17 protein-coding genes and 1 pseudogene are annotated in these 17,027 nt (G+C 72.8%); 8 read left to right on the top strand and 10 right to left on the bottom strand.

Annotation, left to right across the window (positions count from 1 at the left end):
- The 4 genes from ACFPZJ_RS01670 (at position 1) to ACFPZJ_RS01655 (ending at position 4,932) form a co-directional block, all read left to right on the top strand.
- Positions 1-696, top strand: a complete 696-nt coding sequence (locus ACFPZJ_RS01670; RefSeq protein WP_381016108.1) for a tellurite resistance TerB family protein — start codon at positions 1-3, stop codon at positions 694-696.
- 150 nt (positions 697-846) lie between these two features.
- The gene (locus ACFPZJ_RS01665) at positions 847-2,919 is read left to right on the top strand and encodes an MMPL family transporter (RefSeq protein ID WP_381016106.1); all 2,073 of its coding nucleotides are present in this window, start codon (positions 847-849) and stop codon (positions 2,917-2,919) included.
- Positions 2,920-2,965: 46 nt separating this feature from the next.
- Entirely contained in the window at positions 2,966-4,189 is a 1,224-nt protein-coding gene (locus tag ACFPZJ_RS01660; protein ID WP_381016104.1) for a sensor histidine kinase, read from the top strand.
- On the top strand, positions 4,186-4,932 hold the full coding sequence (locus tag ACFPZJ_RS01655; protein WP_381016101.1) for a response regulator transcription factor: 747 nt from the start codon (positions 4,186-4,188) through the stop codon (positions 4,930-4,932). Before ACFPZJ_RS01660 ends, ACFPZJ_RS01655 begins: the two co-directional genes overlap by 4 nt.
- Before the next feature lie 90 nt (positions 4,933-5,022).
- On the opposite strand, the gene ACFPZJ_RS01650 is transcribed toward ACFPZJ_RS01655, so the two are convergent.
- The 3 genes from ACFPZJ_RS01650 to ACFPZJ_RS01640 form a co-directional block, all read right to left on the bottom strand.
- Positions 5,023-5,958, bottom strand: a complete 936-nt coding sequence (locus ACFPZJ_RS01650) for a dihydrodipicolinate synthase family protein (protein WP_381016097.1) — start codon at positions 5,956-5,958, stop codon at positions 5,023-5,025.
- 233 nt (positions 5,959-6,191) lie between these two features.
- Positions 6,192-7,142 carry a hypothetical protein gene (locus ACFPZJ_RS01645; protein ID WP_381016095.1) on the bottom strand — a complete coding sequence of 317 codons (951 nt, stop codon included), beginning with the start codon at positions 7,140-7,142 and terminating at the stop codon, positions 6,192-6,194.
- The gene (locus ACFPZJ_RS01640) at positions 7,139-7,690 is read right to left on the bottom strand and encodes a SigE family RNA polymerase sigma factor (protein ID WP_381016092.1); all 552 of its coding nucleotides are present in this window, start codon (positions 7,688-7,690) and stop codon (positions 7,139-7,141) included. Before ACFPZJ_RS01640 ends, ACFPZJ_RS01645 begins: the two co-directional genes overlap by 4 nt.
- Before the next feature lie 103 nt (positions 7,691-7,793).
- Between ACFPZJ_RS01640 and ACFPZJ_RS01635 the strand changes: the two genes are divergently transcribed.
- The gene (locus ACFPZJ_RS01635; protein ID WP_381016090.1) at positions 7,794-8,237 is read left to right on the top strand and encodes a protein-tyrosine phosphatase family protein; all 444 of its coding nucleotides are present in this window, start codon (positions 7,794-7,796) and stop codon (positions 8,235-8,237) included.
- Between the two features lie 4 nt (positions 8,238-8,241).
- Here ACFPZJ_RS01635 and bla read toward each other — a convergent pair whose 3' ends face one another.
- From bla to ACFPZJ_RS01620, 3 genes and pseudogenes are all read right to left on the bottom strand, one after another.
- On the bottom strand, positions 8,242-9,141 hold the full coding sequence (gene bla / locus ACFPZJ_RS01630) for a class A beta-lactamase (RefSeq protein ID WP_381016087.1): 900 nt from the start codon (positions 9,139-9,141) through the stop codon (positions 8,242-8,244).
- A gap of 123 nt (positions 9,142-9,264) precedes the next feature.
- Positions 9,265-10,785 (bottom strand): alpha/beta hydrolase, encoded by a 1,521-nt coding sequence (locus ACFPZJ_RS01625; protein WP_381016084.1) that lies wholly within the window; start codon positions 10,783-10,785, stop codon positions 9,265-9,267.
- A gap of 132 nt (positions 10,786-10,917) precedes the next feature.
- A pseudogene (locus ACFPZJ_RS01620) lies at positions 10,918-11,335 on the bottom strand (Scr1 family TA system antitoxin-like transcriptional regulator); the annotation flags it as partial.
- A 320-nt stretch (positions 11,336-11,655) separates the two neighbouring features.
- On the opposite strand from ACFPZJ_RS01620, the gene ACFPZJ_RS01615 reads away from it, so the two are divergent.
- Genes ACFPZJ_RS01615 through ACFPZJ_RS01605 form a run of 3 tightly spaced genes read left to right on the top strand, consistent with a single transcriptional unit; the run spans position 11,656 to position 13,543 of the window.
- Entirely contained in the window at positions 11,656-11,871 is a 216-nt protein-coding gene (locus ACFPZJ_RS01615; protein ID WP_381017265.1) for a hypothetical protein, read from the top strand.
- A 45-nt stretch (positions 11,872-11,916) separates the two neighbouring features.
- The gene (gene recO, locus ACFPZJ_RS01610; protein WP_381016083.1) at positions 11,917-12,663 is read left to right on the top strand and encodes a DNA repair protein RecO; all 747 of its coding nucleotides are present in this window, start codon (positions 11,917-11,919) and stop codon (positions 12,661-12,663) included.
- 37 nt (positions 12,664-12,700) lie between these two features.
- Positions 12,701-13,543 carry an isoprenyl transferase gene (locus ACFPZJ_RS01605; RefSeq protein WP_381016081.1) on the top strand — a complete coding sequence of 281 codons (843 nt, stop codon included), beginning with the start codon at positions 12,701-12,703 and terminating at the stop codon, positions 13,541-13,543.
- 172 nt (positions 13,544-13,715) lie between these two features.
- Here ACFPZJ_RS01605 and ACFPZJ_RS01600 read toward each other — a convergent pair whose 3' ends face one another.
- Genes ACFPZJ_RS01600 through ACFPZJ_RS01585 form a run of 4 tightly spaced genes read right to left on the bottom strand, consistent with a single transcriptional unit; the run spans position 13,716 to position 16,865 of the window.
- Positions 13,716-14,135, bottom strand: coding sequence for a Fur family transcriptional regulator (locus ACFPZJ_RS01600; protein WP_381016078.1), 420 nt, complete (start codon positions 14,133-14,135; stop codon positions 13,716-13,718).
- A gap of 59 nt (positions 14,136-14,194) precedes the next feature.
- Positions 14,195-15,097, bottom strand: a complete 903-nt coding sequence (locus ACFPZJ_RS01595; RefSeq protein ID WP_381016075.1) for a metal ABC transporter permease — start codon at positions 15,095-15,097, stop codon at positions 14,195-14,197.
- Positions 15,097-15,864, bottom strand: a complete 768-nt coding sequence (locus ACFPZJ_RS01590; RefSeq protein ID WP_381016072.1) for a metal ABC transporter ATP-binding protein — start codon at positions 15,862-15,864, stop codon at positions 15,097-15,099. Before ACFPZJ_RS01590 ends, ACFPZJ_RS01595 begins: the two co-directional genes overlap by 1 nt.
- Before the next feature lie 20 nt (positions 15,865-15,884).
- On the bottom strand, positions 15,885-16,865 hold the full coding sequence (locus ACFPZJ_RS01585; protein WP_381016069.1) for a metal ABC transporter substrate-binding protein: 981 nt from the start codon (positions 16,863-16,865) through the stop codon (positions 15,885-15,887).
- Positions 16,866-17,027: the final 162 nt, after the last annotated feature.

The following is a 17,027-nucleotide window of genomic DNA, read 5'->3' as shown; positions in this document are numbered from 1 at the left end:
GTGCTGCCAGGACGGGGACGAAACGGCCGTGCCACCAGGCTTGCCCGCATCCTGGGCACCCGTACCGCGTGGACGGCCGTCGGCGACGGGGAGTTCTTCTGCCCCGGCTGCGGCGGCGACCGCAACTACCAGCGGCTGACCGGCCAGCGCCGCTTCGCCCTGTTCGGTGTGCCGGTGCTGTCGCGCGGCGAGACCGGGCCGGTGGTGGAGTGCGCCGCCTGCCGCCGCCACTTCGGCACCGACGTCCTCGACCATCCGACCACCACCCGCTTCTCCGCGATGCTCCGCGACGCCGTGCACACCGTCGCCCTGGCGGTGCTCGCCGCGGGCGGGGCGAGTTCCCGTACGGCCCTGGAGACGGCCGTCGGCGCTGTGCGCGCGGCCGGTTTCGACGACTGCACCGAGGAGCAGCTGGCCGCCCTCGTCGAGGCGCTGGAGGCGGACACCGGCCGGATCACCGGGGAGCCCTGCGGCGCGGGGCTGGCCATAGAGCTGCACGAGGCGCTGGACCCGCTGGCCCCGCACCTCGCTTCCACCGGCCGTGAATCGATCCTGCTGACGGGGGCCCGCATCGCCCTGGCGGACGGGCCGTACACCCCGGCCGAGCGGGACGTCCTCGCCACGGTGGGCGCCGCCCTCACCATCTGCTCGGACGACGTGACACGGCTGCTCGTGGCGGCGCGGACCCCGTCGTAGTCCCGCGCTACTCCCCGGGGAGTAGTCCGGCCGTCCGGCCGCCCAGGGCAGTACCCGTCACCTCGCCCTCACGCCTGACGCGTCCGCTCCCGCCCGACGGAAGCCTGGAGACCGCATCCAGACATCCGTGCCGGAGGGAGGGCCCGTTCCATGGGGGCCGGACAGACGACAGGCAAGTGGCGTGCCGTTCCGTGGGCGGTACTCGCGCTGTGGATCGGCGTGCTGGCGATCGTCGCGCCGTTCGCCGCGAAACTCGGCGACGTACAGCGCGACCGCCCCACCGACTACCTGCCCGTGAGCGCCGACTCGACGCAGGTCGCCAAGATCCAGGAGCAGCTGCCGGGCGGCGAGACCACCCAGCTGGTGCTGGTCTACCACCGCGACGGCGGACTGACCGCCGCCGACCGCGAGAAGGCCGGGGAGCAGGTCGCGCGGATCGCCGGAGAGCACGCGCTCGCCGGGACACCGCGGGGCGTCCCGTCCCGGGACGGCACCACGCTCATGTACCCGGTCGCCACCAACGAGCCCGGCGCCGACGAGGACGAACGGGATGCGTTCGTCGAGGAGGTCCGCGACGTCGCCCGCGGCGCAGGCGGGCTCAGCGTGCAGGTGGGCGGGCCGAGCGCGCTGACCACCGACGCCGCGAAGGTGTACGACTCGCTCGGCGGGCCCCTGCTCTACACCACCGTGGCCGTCGTCGCCGTCCTGCTGATCCTCATCTACCGCAGCCCCGTGCTGTGGCTCGTGCCGCTCGCCGTCGCGGGCATCGCCGACTACCTGTCCATGGGCGTCGCCTACGGGCTCAACCAGGCCTTCGGCACCTCCGTCTCGGGCCAGAGCGCCGGCATCATGACCATCCTCGTCTTCGGCGCCGGCACGGACTACGCGCTGCTGCTGGTCTCCCGCTACCGGGAGGAACTGCGGCGCGTCGAGCGGCCCTACGACGCCATGCGGGCCGCGCTGCGCGGCTGCGGGCCCGCCGTGCTCGCCTCCTCCGGGACCGTCGCCGCCGGGCTGCTGTGCCTGCTCGCCGCCGACCTCAACTCCAACCGGGGCATGGGCCCGCTCGGCACCGTCGGCGTGCTGTGCGCCCTGGTCGCGATGCTGACCCTGCTGCCGGCCGTGCTCGTCCTGCTGGGCCGCCGGGTGTTCTGGCCGCTGGTCCCCGCGTACGGCAGCACGCCCAAGGCGCGCCGGTCGCTGTTCGCCGCGATGGGCGGCTCGGCGGGGCAGCGGCCGGTCACGGTGCTCGCCTCGGGCGCCGCCCTGCTCGGTGCCCTCGCGCTCGGCGCCCTGGCCCTGCCCGGCTCGCTCAAGCAGGAGAACTCCTTCGTCGACAAGCCCGAGTCCGTCGCCGCCCTGCAGACGCTCGCCCGGGCCTACCCCGAGCGCTCCAGCCAGCCCATCGACGTGATCACCCCGGCGGACCGGGCCGACGAGACACTGACCGCGATCCGCGGCACCGACGGCGTCGACAGCGCGCGGAAGGGACGCACGGGGAACGGCTGGACGGAGATCTCCGTGATCGCCGAGGCCGCCCCCGAGTCGGCCGGGGAGACGCGGACCATCGAGGAACTGCGGGACCGGCTCTACGGCTCCTGGGTCGGCGGGCCCAGCGCCCAGCAGATCGACCTGGAGAAGAGCAACGCCCGCGACACGCTCGTCGTCGTACCGCTCGTCCTCGGCTCCGTCCTGCTCGTCCTGATCGCCTTGCTGCGTTCGCTGGTCGCCCCGCTGATCCTGACGGCCGCCGTGGTCGCCGTGTGGGGTGCGGCACTGGGCCTCGGTGGGCTGGTGTTCGGGCCGCTGTTCGGCTTCGAGGGCACGGACCCGGGGCTGGGGCTGCTGTCCTTCGTGTTCCTGGTCGCGCTCGGCGTCGACTACGGCATCTTCCTCATGCACCGCATGCGGGAGGAGGCGCTGAGGGGCGCGGAGCCGGTGACCGCCGCGCTGACCGCGCTCCGGACGACCGGCGGCGTCATCGCCTCCGCCGGGCTCGTGCTCGCCGCGACGTTCGCCGTGCTCACCAACATGGGGCTGGTGGCCGTCGTCGAGCTGGGCTTCGTCATCGCGGTCGGGGTGCTGCTCGACACCTTCCTCGTCCGGACCTACCTCGTCACCAGTGCCAGCGTCGCGCTGGGGCGGACGGTGTGGTGGCCGGGACGGCTGTCCCGGGCCCCGGAGCAGGCACAGAGCCGTGAGCGCGAGCCGGCCGGTGCCTGACGCGCGGGCGCCCCTCCCTCCCGGAGGGGCGCCCTCCTCCCGGAGGATGGGCACCGTGCAGCAGACCACCACAGCGACGCGGCCCCGCCCGGGCGAGCGGATCATGGCGGCGATCAACCGCGATCCGCTGACCGCGCCGCACCGCACCCGCAACGACGCCCTGCTCGCCGCGGCACTCGCCGTGGCGGCCGTCTGCCTCGCCCTGCTCACCGACGAGGGCCGCCGCCCGGACCCGCTGGGCTGGACGCTGCTGCTCGCCGCGCACGTGCCGATCGTGTGGCGGCGGCACCACCCGCTGCTCGTGCTGTGGGCGGTGGTGGCGCTGATCGGGCCGTACCACGCCCTCGACAACAACCACGCCGCGCCGACCCCGGCCGCGTACGTCGCCCTCTACACGGTCGCCGCCACCAGCCGTCCGCTGCGCACGATCCTCACCGGCATCGCCGTGCTCGGCGTCTCCACCAGCCTGATGCTCACGGTCAGCACGCACCAGGCCGTCGAACTGCTGCAGATCTCCGGCTGGGTCATCGCGGTGCTCTTCTTCGGCGTCGACGTCCGGTACTACCGCCAGTACGTCGCCGCCATCGTGGAGCGCGCTGAACGCGCCGAACGCACCCGCGAGGAGGAGGCCCGCCGCCGTGTCGCCGAGGAGCGTCTGCGGATCGCCCGCGATCTGCACGACCTGCTCGCGCACAGCATCACCCTCGTCGGCGTGCGGACCTCGGTCGCCGCGCACGTGCTCAACGCCGACCCGGAGCGGCTCGACCGGGCCGCCGTCGCCCAGGCCCTCGACGACATCGCCGAGACCTGCCGGGCCGCCCGCGGAGAGCTGCGGACGACGCTGGAGGTGCTGCGGGAGAACGGCGCGGCGGAGGCCCGCGGCCCGCTGCCCGGCCTGCACGGCCTGCCCGACCTGGCGGAGGCCGCCCGGGTGGCGGGCGCGAGGACGGAGCTGTCGGTGCGGGCCGGGGAGGTGCCGTCGGCCGTCGGCGCCGCCGCCTACCGCATCGTGCAGGAGGCGCTGACCAACGCCGTACGGCACGCCGGGCCCCGGCCGGCCGTCCGTGTCGAACTCGACGAGCGGGACGGCGCCCTGCATCTGTCGGTCACCGACGACGGCACCGGGCCGACCCCCGGCACCACCCCCGGCTTCGGGCTCGTCGGCATGCGGGAACGGGCGCGCAGCGTCGGTGGCACACTGCGGGCAGGGCCGCTGCCCGGCAAGGGTTTCGAGGTGCGTGCCGTACTGCCCCTGGAAGGAGTCGCGTGACCATCCGTGTCCTGCTCGCGGACGACCAGACCCTCGTGCGGGAGGCCTTCGCCATGCTCGTCGAGTCGGCCCGCGACATGGCGGTCGTCGGCCAGGCGGCGACCGGCCGGCAGGCCGTGGCGCTGGCCCGCTCGGAGCGGGCCGACCTCGTCGTCATGGACATCCGCATGCCCGATCTGGACGGTATCGAGGCCACCCGGCTGATCGCCGCCGACGAGGACCTGGCCGGTGTGCGGGTCCTCGTCCTGACCACCTACGACACCGACGAGAACATCGTGGAGGCGCTGCGCGCCGGCGCCTCCGGCTTCCTCGTCAAGGACACCCGCCCCGCCGACCTCCTCGACGCCATCCGCACGGTGGCGGCCGGTGACGCCCTGCTGTCCCCCGGGCCGACAGCCCGGCTCATCGAACGGTTCCTGCGCAGCCCGTCGCCGGCCCCGGTCGCGGACGTCGGCCCGGCGTGCCTGTCGGACCGGGAGCGGGAGGTGCTCGCGCTCGTGGCGCGCGGCCTGAACAACACCGAGATCGGTGAGGCACTCGGGCTCAGCCCGCTCACCGCGAAGACCCACGTCAGCCGGATCATGGGCAGGCTCGGCGCCCGGGACCGGGCCCAGCTGGTCATCGTGGCGTACGAGTCGGGCCTGGTGACGCCGGCGGGCAGGGGGCCTAGCTGGAGCCGGGCGACGGAGGCTGGAGCCGGCCGGGCGGACGGGGGGCTGGAGCCGGGTGGACAGGAGGCTTGAGCTGGGCGGACCGGGGGCCTGGGGCCGGGCGGACAAGGGGCTTGAGCCGGCCGGACACGGTCGGTGGACCGGGCCGGCCGGCCACGGCGCCTAAAGGAGCCCCGCCCCTGTGAGGAACTTCGCCACCCGCCGCACCTCGTCCGGCGACAGCGGCACCTGCGGTTCCGCCGTCGCCGGGCAGTCGATGACGCCCCGCAGGTGCAGCGCCGCCTTGAAGGCGCCGATGGCCGAGGAACCGGCGCCCATACGGGCCGGGTCGCCGACCGACACCATGCCGAACAGCGCGCACAGGCGCTCCTGTTCGGCGCGGGCCCGCTCCCGGTCGCCGGAGCGGCAGAGCGCGTCCAGGCGGACGTAGCCGTGCGGGTCGACGTTGGCCAGGCCGGGCACCGCACCGTCGGCGCCCACCGCGAGCGCCGCGTCGACGATCAGTTCCGAGCCGGTCAGCGCGCTGAAGCCGGTGATGCCGGGATGGTCGCGGGCCCCGGTCACGACCGCGCGGAAACCGGCCAGGTCGCCGCTGGAGTCCTTGAGCCCGGCCAGCACACCGTCGGCGGCCAGCTCCAGCACCAGCTCGGCGGCCAGTTTGGTGTGCACGGCCACCGGGAGGTCGTAGGCCAGCACCGGGACCGGGCTGGCGGCGGCGACCAGGCGGTAGTGGCGGGCGATCTCCGCCGGGTGGGTGCGGCTGTAGAACGGGGAGATCACCACGACGGCGTCCGCGCCCGCCGCCGTGACCTGCCGTACGTGGTCCAGGACCCGGGGCGTCGACATGTCGATCGCGCCCGCCAGCACCGGGAGGTGACCGCCCACGTGCGCGGTCACCGACTCGACGACCAGCCGGCGCTGCCGGTCGGTCAGATACGCGGCCTCCGACGTCGTACCGAGCACGAACAGCCCGTGCACACCGCCCGCCACCAGATGGTCCACGAGTCTGAGCAGCGAGGGGACGTCCACCTCGCGGTCCGGTGTGAGGGGGGTGCAGACGGGCGGGACGACACCGGTCAGCGGGGCGGGCAAGGTCATCAAGGCTCCCTGGTGGTGCTCTGGCGTACGAGGTCGCGGGTCGACTCGTTCTCCTCCGCACGATGGTGGCAGCGCAAGCGCTGTCCCGGCGCGGGCGCGGCCGAGAGGCCCGGCGACGGAGAGGAGCGGGGGAGAGCCGGAGACACGACGCCCTCCGTCCTGGCACGGGTGTCAGGCCCCGGCCCCGGGTGGCGGCGCCGTCCCCTGTGCGGCGCCCCCACCCGGGGCGGGTCTTACGGCAGGGCCGGCTGGTAGGACTTGTCGTCGTCGGAGTCGTAGACCAGCTTGCCGTCAGCGCCGTAGCCCTTGATGTGCGGCGCGAGCGTGACCTGTTCGGTCAGGGTGCCGCTGGCCACGAACCAGCCGTGGTCCAGGGCCGCCTCACTGGTCCGGCCGCCGTAGGAGACGGTCACCCTGTCCACCGACGGGTCGACCCGGCCGATGCTGCCCCATCGGAACGGAAGCTTCCAGTTGCCCTTGTCGAGGACAGACTGCATGTACAGCTTCCCCCCGTTGGCGTCCGGCTGGACCGGACCGGCGTCCGGCAGCCCGGGATCGCCGCTGTCGACGTTGAGTCCGGACCCCTCGCCGTCCTTGACGTTGCAGATGACCCGGACGGGGGTCGGCCGCTCCTTCACGGCGACGACGAAGTAGCCGTCGCCCGGGGCGTTGCTGTCCCCGGTGCTCCGCATCGCGAGCAGGATGCGGTAGCCGGCGCTGTCGCCCAGGTTCGTGCCCGGGCTGCCCGGCGGGGTGTGGGCGCGATCGAAGGCGAAGCATGACTCCAGCCCGGACACGGCCCGCTCGTACGTGATGCCGTCCAGCAGCTGTCCCTCGGTGGCCGGCGCCGCGGGACCGGACGGCGACGCGGACGGGCTCGGCTTCGCCGCCGTCCGCTGCGGGGCGCTGACCGACGGGGTGGGTGCCGCCGTGTCCGTCCCGGCACTCCGGCCGGTCAGCGCGTACGCCCCCACCGGCAGCGCCGCCAGCGTCACCAGCACCGCTCCCGTCACCGCCATGCGCCGCTGCCGCTCCACCACGCCCTGGCGCCGGATCGCCGGATAGGGCGCCGGTGACGGGCGGATCGTGTACGCGTCCTCGGCGAGCAGCTCCCGCAGCCGCTCCTCGAAGTCCGTGGCCTCCTCCTGTCGCCCCGGGTCGTCCCGGCGCTGTTCCTCGCTCACCTGCTGCCTCCCTGCCCGCTCGCCGCCACCCGGTTGAGACCGGGCCCGCCCGCCACCTGGGCGAGCCCCGGATACGTCCGCAACTTCGCCAGGCCCTTGGACGCCTGGCTCTTGACCGTGCCCGTCGAGCAGCCGAGCACCTCGGCGACCTCGGCCTCGGACAGGTCCTCCCAGTACCGCATGACCACCACCGCCCGTTGCCTGGGCGGCAGTTGGGCCAAGGCCGACAGCAGCGCGCCCCGCTCGTCCGCCCGCGACACCGCGTCCTCGGGCCCCGCCCGCTCCGGCGGCGCCGCCGTCAGCGCCTCCGTGACCCGGCGCTTGCGGAAACGGTCGCTGTTGCAGCTGACGAGCATCCGCCGGACGTACGCCTCCGGGTTGTCGCTGCGTGAGACCCGCCGCCAGGAGCGGTACGCCTTCGCCAGTGCCGTCTGGGTCAGGTCCTCGGCGTGGTGCACATCGCCCGTGAGCAGGTACGCGGTGCGCACCAGATGCCCCCAGCGCGCTCGGACGAACTCCTGGTACCGGGCCTCTTCTTCGGCCTGCATCGGTCACCCCCTCGCCCTCCAGACCACGGTTTCGGCGGAATCGGTTGCCCGTTTCCCGCACCTGATCTGGAATGGAGTCCGAGGCGTACGGGGGGAGGCGTGGATGGGCGAACAGTGGGACGAGCGGGACGCCGGTGTGCTGCGGCTGCCGTCCGGGAGGCTGGTGCGGGGCCGGGCCCTGCGCCGCCCCCTCGACCCGGCCGCGCCCGTCCCCTCGTACGGCGTCTACCTGCTCGGCAGGCGGCCGCCCGAGGTTTCGTGGGAGTCCCACTGGATCCGCTGGCCCGACTTCCGGCTCCCGGCGGACCGGGCGGACGCCCGCGCGGTGCTGCGGCGGGCCTGGGAGCGCTCCGCGCGGGAACGGGTGGAGTTCGCCTGCGGGGGCGGGCGGGGCCGCACCGGAACCGCGCTGGCCTGTCTGGCGGTGCTGGACGGCGTGCCGGCCGAGCAGGCGGTGGCGTACGTCCGCCGGAACTACGACCGGCACGCCGTCGAGACGCCCTGGCAGCGGCGCTACGTGCGCGGCTTCGGCGCCGCGTCGGATTAGGCCGTCAGACCAGGACGTCCGCGAGCAGGGCCGCCGTCTTCTCGATCAGCGGGTGGTCCCACGGGGCGTCCTGGTCCGGCTTCGTCGACTGGATCGCGAGGACGAGCGGGGTGCCGTCCTCCGTCCAGGCGAGACCGGCGTTGTTGTTGGTGCCGTACGAGCCGGCGCCCGTCTTGTCGGCGACGGTCCACGTCGAAGGCAGACCCGCCCTGAGCCGGTTGCCGCTGGTGGTGTTGTTCACCAGCCAGTGCGTCAGCAGCGCCCGGTCCCGGCGGTTCAGCGCGTCGCCGAGGACCAGACGCGCGTACGTACGGCCGATCGCGCGCGGGCTCGTCGTGTCGGTGACCCGCCACGGCTCGGCCGAGTTGAGCTCCGTCTCCCAGCGGTCCAGGCGGGTCACCGGGTCGCCGAGGGAGCGGGCGAAGCGGGTGATCGCGGTCGGGCCGCCCAGCTCGCGCAGCAGCAGGTTGCCGGCGCCGTTGTCGCTGAACCGGATCGCCACGTCGCACAGTTCGGCGATCGTCATGCCCTCCGCCAGGTGCTCCCTGGTCTTGTCGGAGCCCTCCTTCGGCAGGTCGGCCGCCGTGTAGTGGATCCGGCGGGACAGGACCTCGCCGTGCCGGTCCAAATCGCGCAGGACGGCGGCGGCCGCCAGCGTCTTGAACAGCGAGCAGATCGGGAACAGTTCGTCGGCGCGGTACCGCACGGTGCGCCGCGTACGGAGGTTGTGGGCGTAAACGCCCAGGCGGGCGCCGTGCTGCTCCTCCAGTGCGCGCAGCCGCGCGGTGACGTCGTCCGACGCGCGGGCGGGCGGGGCCGTCAGCAGGGCGGCGGCCGTGGCGGTGCCGGCCGTGAGCAGCGTACGGCGGGTCAGGGGGGACCTCGGTGACAGGCGGGCGCTCAAGATGGTGCTCTCCTTCGTCCGGGACGCGTCAACGATCTCGCCAGTGATCGACGCGGGAACCCCGATTCCGGTTGCGGCGCCGTGGACCGACGGTCGACAGCGCGGGCCGGGTGGGCCGCGGCCCTAACGGCAGTACGTGTCCTGCTCGGGACGCTCGCCGGTCGCCAGGAAGCGGGAGACGAGGCGGTCGCCGCAGGCGTTGCCGTTGTCGAGGTAGGAGCGGTGGCCGGTGGCGTTCACGGTGACCATGACGGCCCGTCGGCCGAAGGCCTCGCGCAGCTTCAGGGCGCCGCTGAGCGGGGTGGCCACGTCACGCTCGTTCTGGACGAGCAGGACGTTGGACGGGCCACGGTCGGTGATCCGCACCGGCGCCTGCTTCGGCGGGAACGGCCAGGCGGCGCAGACCGTGCCGTTGCGGGGCATGCCTGCGGTGAGCGGGTATGCGGCCCGGCTCTCGGCCACGTCCTTCTCGTAGGCGGCGGGCGAGCCGGGCCACGCCAGGTCGTTGCAGACGGTGGCGGTGGCGACCGCGGTGACGTTCTGCAGCACCGGCTCCGCGGGGGCCGGGGGCGCGGGCGGGACGGTGCCCTCGCGGGCGGCGTTGATCAGCTGGGCCAGCGTGGGGTAGCCGTCGGGGTCGTGGAGGCTGTTCAGCATGGTCTGGCGCAGCTCGTTGCCGTCCACCCGCGGGGGGTTGGCGCCGGGCCGGGGGAGCGGCTCGTGGTCCAGGCGGGCGGCGAGCCGCAGGAACAGCGGCCGCACCTCGGCCGCCGTACGGGCCACCCGGTCCGGGTTGCCGGGCGCGGACGCCCACTTGGCGAACTCGGGGAAGTTGTCCTCGGCCCCCGCCTCGTAGGCGGCGAGCCAGGCACGCTGCACCCGGGTGTGGTCGGGGTTGTCGTTGCTGTCCAGCACGATCCGGTCGGTACGGTGCGGGAAGAGCCGGCTGTACACGGCGCCGACGTACGTGCCGTACGAGACGCCCCAGGCGGACAGCTTGCGTTCGCCGAGCGCGGCACTGATGCGGTCGAGGTCGCGGGCGTTGGTGGCGCTGTCGATGTGCTTGATCAGCTCTCCGCCGTTGCGGGCGCAGGCGTCCGACACGCGCCGCGCGGTGGCGAAGTTCCCGGTGAGGGAGCCGTCGGGGGCGGGCCAGGGCCGCAGCTTGGAGACGGCGAGGTCGCCGTGGTCCAGCCCGCAGGTGAGGGAGGTGGAGGGCGCCATCCCGCGGGGTGCGAACCCGATGAGGTCGTACCGGTCGCGGACCTCCTGCGGCAGCTTCTGCCCCTTGCCGGACGGGTCGTTGAGGCTGGACCCGCCCGGCCCGCCGGGGATGAGGAACAGCGCACCGCGACGGGCGCCGGGTTGCTCACTGGGGATGCGGGACACCGCGAGGCCAATCTGGGGACCGGCCGGGTCGGCGTGGTCCAGTGGGACCCGGAGGGTGGCGCACTGCTGGCGGGGGTCGGCTGTCGTGCCGTCGCAAGCGGTCCATTCGAGCAACTGCGGTGGAGCGGCCTGCGGGGACCCGGAGGCCGCCAACGGCGTGGTGAGCCCGGCGAGGGCGGCCGTGGCGGCGACGAAGGTGACGTAGGCGGCGTTGCGGCGGCTCTGCGGGGCGCGTGTGCGCGTGCTCTGCTCCATGCGCAACAGCCTCGCGGCTGTTGCCCGGACGCCCCATCCGGGCAACGTCCCTGTTCTTCCGGGGGTTTACCCCCCGTCGGCCCCGACCGTACGTATGAACTCGGCCCCGGCAGCGGCCCCGACCACCAGCACCGACACCTTTTCCTCGATGTACTCGTCCGCTGCGTACGGGTTCATCGCCAGGGTTACCGCGCGGACGTATGCCGCTGTCTGCAGCAGCCCGGGTACAACACAGGAGCGAACCCGCAGATCTTCGTCGCCGGCGCTTCCAGATCCGCCGCCCTCGCGAAGTAATCCGCATACCGCTCGTCGTCGATGAGTTTCCTGCACAACCGCACGAAAAACAGCGTCGGTCTGGAGTGCCCTCTCCAATCCGCTGGGGCACATCCGAGTACGGCTTACGAATGGCATGTTCGAATTGGTCGGTATAGCCGCCGGAGACACACACCCGTGCCCCCGACTTTACCTTCGTCGGCCCCGCCTCCTTCCTGTGCCGCTTCAGCTGCGTGCCGAAGAACTCCCAGGATGCCTGGCGCGAACCATTGGCCATTGATGAACCCCCTTGCGCAGCCCAGCACTTGTAGGGGCACAGAACCTTCCCGAGTGTAAGGGCGGAGCCCCGCCGTGGAGACGCGAAGAGTAAAGACCGAAACAGGAGGGGAGCACGGTGAACGTACGGCCCTCGGCGCCCTGCGTCGAAGAAGCGGAGGATGCGGTGAAAGAATTGCGGACGGAACTCGCCAGGGCAGGAATTACCCTGCCGTCACTGGGGATCGCCCCGGTGAGTCTTGCGCGTGAGACGCCCTGTCCGCTCATCGAATTGGGCCGGTGTTCGATGCAGACCGCCCGGCGGCACGCGGCGGTGCTCCGATGAAGCCGCCGGTCGGGGCGTACGTCGTGGACACCTCTACGGGGCGCGTCGGCATCGTCATGGGGCACGAGGGGCCCTACGTCCAGCTGAGACCGTACGGCGGAGGCAGGGAGTGGGACGCCGACCCGCGTGCCGTGCGGCACGCGACCCCGGCCGAGCGGCTGCGCGCGGCGACGGCGTACGCCAACGCCCGCAGCCGCGGTGAGGTCCCTTGACCGGGCACGGCCCTTCGCGCGCTCCGGGTGGGTGAGAATGGCTCCATGAGTCTGTTCCGCGACGACGGCATCGTGCTGCGCACCCAGAAGCTGGGTGAGGCGGATCGGATCATCACGCTGCTCACGCGCGGTCACGGGCGGGTACGCGCCGTGGCGCGCGGTGTGCGGCGGACGAAGTCGAAGTTCGGGGCCCGCCTCGAACCGTTCTCCCACGTCGACGTGCAGTTCTTCGCGAAGGGCAGTGAGCTGGTCGGGCGCGGGCTGCCGCTGTGCACGCAGAGCGAGACCATCGCCCCGTACGGGGGCGGCATCGTGACCGACTACGCGCGGTACACCGCCGGGACCGCCATGCTTGAGACGGCCGAGCGGTTCACCGATCACGAGGGGGAGCCGGCGGTGCAGCAGTACCTGCTGCTCGTGGGGGCGCTGCGGACGCTCGCCCGGGGTGAGCACGCGCCGCACCTCGTGCTGGACGCCTTCCTGCTGCGGTCGCTGGCCGTCAACGGGTACGCGCCCAGCTTCGGCGACTGCGCCAAGTGCGGCATGCCCGGGCCGAACCGGTTCTTCTCGGTGGCGTCGGGCGGCAGCGTCTGCGCCGACTGCCGGGTGCCCGGCAGCGTCGTACCCTCGCCGCAGGCCCTGGAGCTCCTCGGCGCGCTGCTTACGGGAGACTGGGAGACCGCAGACGCGTGCGAGCCGCGGTACGTCCGGGAGGGGAGCGGGCTGGTGTCCGCGTACCTGCACTGGCATCTGGAGCGCGGGCTGCGCTCGCTGCGTTACGTAGAGAAGTAGATCCACGAGAAGATCCACCCGAGGAGACGAGACACACATGGCCGTACGCGGGATCCTGGGGCGCCAGCGCCGGGAGTACAGGACGCCGGAGCCGCACCCGTCCGGCGCGCGGCCGCCGAAGCTCCCCGGTGAGCTGGTCCCCAACCATGTGGCGATCGTCATGGACGGCAACGGGCGGTGGGCCAAGGAGCGGGGACTGCCGCGCACCGAGGGGCACAAGGTCGGCGCGGAGCGCGTGCTGGACGTGCTCCAGGGCGCGATCGAGATGGGCGTGGGGGCGATCTCCCTGTACGCCTTCTCGACGGAGAACTGGAAGCGGTCGCCGGACGAGGTGCGCTTCCTGATGAACTTCAACCGGGACTTCATCCGCAAGACCCGCGACCAGCTCGACGAGCTCGGTGTGCGGGTGCGCTGGGTCGGGCGGATGCCGAAACTGTGGCGGTCGGTGGCCAAGGAGCTCCAGATCGCCCAGGAGCAGACCAAGGGCAACGACCGGCTCACGCTGTACTTCTGCATGAACTACGGCGGCCGAGCCGAGATCGCGGACGCGGCCAAGGCGCTGGCGGAGGACGTGAGGTCCGGCAAGCTCGACCCGTCGAAGGTCACCGAGAAGACCTTCGCGAAGTACCTGTACTACCCGGACATGCCGGACGTGGACCTGTTCCTGCGGCCGAGCGGCGAGCAGCGCACGTCGAACTACCTGCTGTGGCAGAGCGCCTACGCCGAGATGGTCTTCCAGGACGTGCTGTGGCCGGACTTCGACCGGCGTGACCTGTGGCGGGCCTGCGTGGAGTTCGCCTCACGCGACCGGCGCTTCGGCGGGGCCATTCCCAACGAGGAGCTGCTGGCCATGGAGGGGCGTCCCTCCGAGGGCGGCTGACGGCGGACCCGGCGTGCAGCTGGGGGGTGGGCCGCGCACCGCGCCGCCGGCGGGGTGCCGTTGTGCCCACCCGCGCCGCCCCAGCGGCACGACCGCCCGCAGCTACGGCGACCAGCCACACCGGACCCGCACCCGCCGACCGGCGTTGCCCCACGGCGGAACGGCGCCCGGCTCAACCGTCGGAGGCTGCCGCGCACTCCGCGCAGGTGCCGAAGATCTCCACCGTGTGGGCCACGTTGACGTAGCCGTGCTCGGCGGCGATGGCCTCCGCCCACTTCTCCACGGCCGGGCCCTCGACCTCGACCGCCTTGCCGCAGCCGCGGCAGACGAGGTGGTGGTGGTGCTCGCCGGTGGAGCAGCGGCGGTAGACGGACTCGCCGTCGGCGGTGCGCAGCACGTCGACCTCGCCGGCGTCGGCGAGGGACTGGAGGGTGCGGTAGACCGTGGTGAGCCCGACCGAGTCGCCCTTGTGCTTGAGCATGTCGTGCAGTTCCTGCGCGCTGCGGAACTCGTCGACCTCTTCGAGGGCCGCCGCCACGGCGGCACGCTGCCGGGTGGCGCGGCCCTTCACGGACGGTCCAGCGGTCGTCACCGGTTGCCTCCTTTGACTGCCTGTGCCCGGGCCATTGTGCCAGCCCGGGCCGGGCCCGGTCAGACGCCGACGTCCTCGGCGGTCTTCCGGGTGGCCGGAATCGCGCACTCCGCGGGGTCCCCGCCGGGGTGCGCGGCGGCCGCGGCACGGGCACGACGGCGGGCCAGCGGCGCTGCCAGCGCCGTCAGCACGATGAACGCCCCGATGGTCAGCAGCACGATCGTCGCGCCCGGCGGGACGTCCTGGTAGTACGAGGTGACGGTGCCGCCGATGGTCACGCTCACACCGATCGCCACGGCGATCACGAACGTCGCCGCGAAGCTGCGGCTGAGCTGCTGGGCCGCCGCCACGGGGACGACCATCAGCGCGCTCACCAGCAGCAGCCCGACCACACGCATCGCGACCGTCACCGTCACCGCGGCGGTGATCGCCGTCAGCAGGTTCAGGGCGCGCACCGGCAGGCCGGTCACCCGCGCGAACTCCTCGTCCTGGCTGACCGCGAACAGCTGGCGGCGCAGTCCGAGCGTGACCAGCACCACGAACGCGGCCAGTACGCAGATCGCCGTCACGTCCGACTGCGAGACCGTCGACAGGGACCCGAAGAGGTAGGACGTCAGGTTCGCGTTGGAGCCGGTCGGCGCGAGGTTGATGAACATCACGCCGCCGGCCATACCGCCGTAGAAGAGCATCGCGAGGGCGATGTCGCCGCGGGTCTTGCCGTACCAGCGGATCAGCTCCATCAGCACCGCGCCGAGCACGGAGACCAGTGTCGCCATCCACACCGGCGACCAGGTCAGCAGGAAGCCGAGGCCGACGCCCGTCATGGCCACATGGCCGATGCCGTCGCCCATCAGGGCCTGGCGGCGCTGCACGAGGTAGATGCCGACGGCGGGGGCCGTGACGCCGACCAGGACGGCGGCGATGAGCGCCCGCTGCATGAAGGCGTAGTCGAGGAAGTCCATCAGCTCAGCAGTCCCGTGCGGATCGGTTCGGTGCCCGCCGGTGCGTGCGGGTGTACGTGGTCGTGGCCGGGCAGCGCGTGCTGGCCGACCGCCTCGGGCGGCGGCCCGTCGTGCACCACGCAGCCGTCGCGCAGGACGACCGCCCGGTCGATCAGGGGCTCCAGGGGGCCGAGTTCGTGCAGCACCAGCAGGACGGTCGCGCCCTGGGCGACCTGCTCCTCCAGGGTTCGCGCGAGGACCTCCTGGCTGGCCAGGTCGACGCCCGCCATCGGCTCGTCCATGATCAGCAGCTCGGGCTCCGGGGCCAGGGCCCGGGCGATCAGGACGCGTTGGTGCTGGCCGCCGGACAGGGCGTCGACGGAGTCCTTCGCCCGGTCCGCCATGCCGACCAGCTCCAGGGACCGGCGCACGGCCTCGCGGTCGGCCTTGCGCAGGACGCCGAAGCGGGTGCGGGAGAGGCGGCCCGAGGAGACCACCTCGCTCACCGTGGCGGGCACGCCGCCCGCGGCCGTGGTGCGCTGCGGCACGTAGCCCACGCGCCACCAGTCGCGGAACCGGCGGCGGGGGGTGCCGAACAGCTCGATCTCGCCGTCGTTGACCGGCACCTGGCCGATGATGCCGCGCACGGCCGTCGACTTGCCGGAACCGTTCGCGCCGAGCAGCGCGACGACCTCACCGCGGCGCACGGTGAGGTCGATGCCGCGCAGGACGGGGCGCGAGCCCAGCTCCGCGCGGACGCCGCGCAGGGATATGACGGGCTCGGTCATGCCGCCCTCCGATGGGTCGATCACTTGGCTCCCAGGGCCGTCTGCAGGGCCTTGAGGTTGGCTTCCATGACCTGGAAGTAGTCGTCGCCGCGGGACTTGTCCGTGATGCCCTCGACCGGGTCGAGGACGTCCGTCTTCAGGCCCGCGTCCTTGGCGAGGGTCTTCGCGGTCTTGTCGGAGACCAGTGTCTCGCAGAACACGGTGGTCACGCCGTCCGCCTTGGCCTCCTGCTGGAGTTCCTTGACGCGGGCCGCGCTGGGCTCGCTCTCCGGGTCCAGGCCGGAGATGGCCTCCTGGGTCAGGCCGTAGCGGTGGGCGAGGTAGCCGAAGGCGGCGTGGTTGGTGAAGAAGACCTTGCTCCTGGTGCTCTTCAGGCCCTCCTCGAACCGGGCGTCGAGGTCGTTCAGCTTGCCGACCAACGTCTCGGTGTTCTTCTTGTAGTCGGCGGCGTGGTCGGGGTCCGCCTTCTCGAAGGCCTTGCCGACGCCCTGGGCGATCTCGGCGTACTTCGCCGGGTCGAGCCAGACGTGCGGGTCGAGGGCGTGCTCCTCGGACTCGCCCTCCTCGCCGCCGTGGCCGTGGCCGTCCTCGATGCCGAGGTCCTCCAGCTTCGTGAGCGTCGCCGCGTCGATCTTCGTCTCGACCCCGGACTGGGTGACGGCCTCGTCGACGGAGGGCTGCAGGCCCTTGAGGAAGAGCGCCGCGTCGGACTCCTCGATCTGCGCACGCTGCTGGGTGCTCAGCTCCAGGTCGTGCGGCTCCTGGCCGGGCTCGGTCAGGCTGCTGACCTGCACGTGGTCGCCGCCGATCTGCTCGGCGAGGAAGGCCATCGGGTAGAACGACGCGACGACGTCGAACTTGTCCGAGTTGCCGGCGTTGCCGGCGTTGCCCGCGCTTCCGGCCGCCTTGCTGTCGCCGGAGCAGGCGGAGAGGGTGCCGAGCGCGAGAGCGGTGGCCGCCGCGACCGCGATCCCGGATATGTGGTGTCGTCGTACGTTCATGACACTCATTTTCAGCAAAGATGGAAACCATTGTCAACAAATCACGTGAGCAGCCCGTACGAGGCGGGCCCCGGGCGGCCCGAAGGGGGCCTCGATTTGGTCGAGGGGCCGTCCCCGCCGGTAATCTGAATCATTCGCTGGAAGCATCTCGCTTCGTCGCCC

The sequence above is a fragment of the Streptomyces bullii genome (assembly GCF_042657145.1).
GTDB lineage: Bacteria > Actinomycetota > Actinomycetes > Streptomycetales > Streptomycetaceae > Streptomyces > Streptomyces bullii.
Note: the sequence above shows the minus strand (reverse complement) of the source record. Positions and strands in the feature narration are given on the sequence as shown.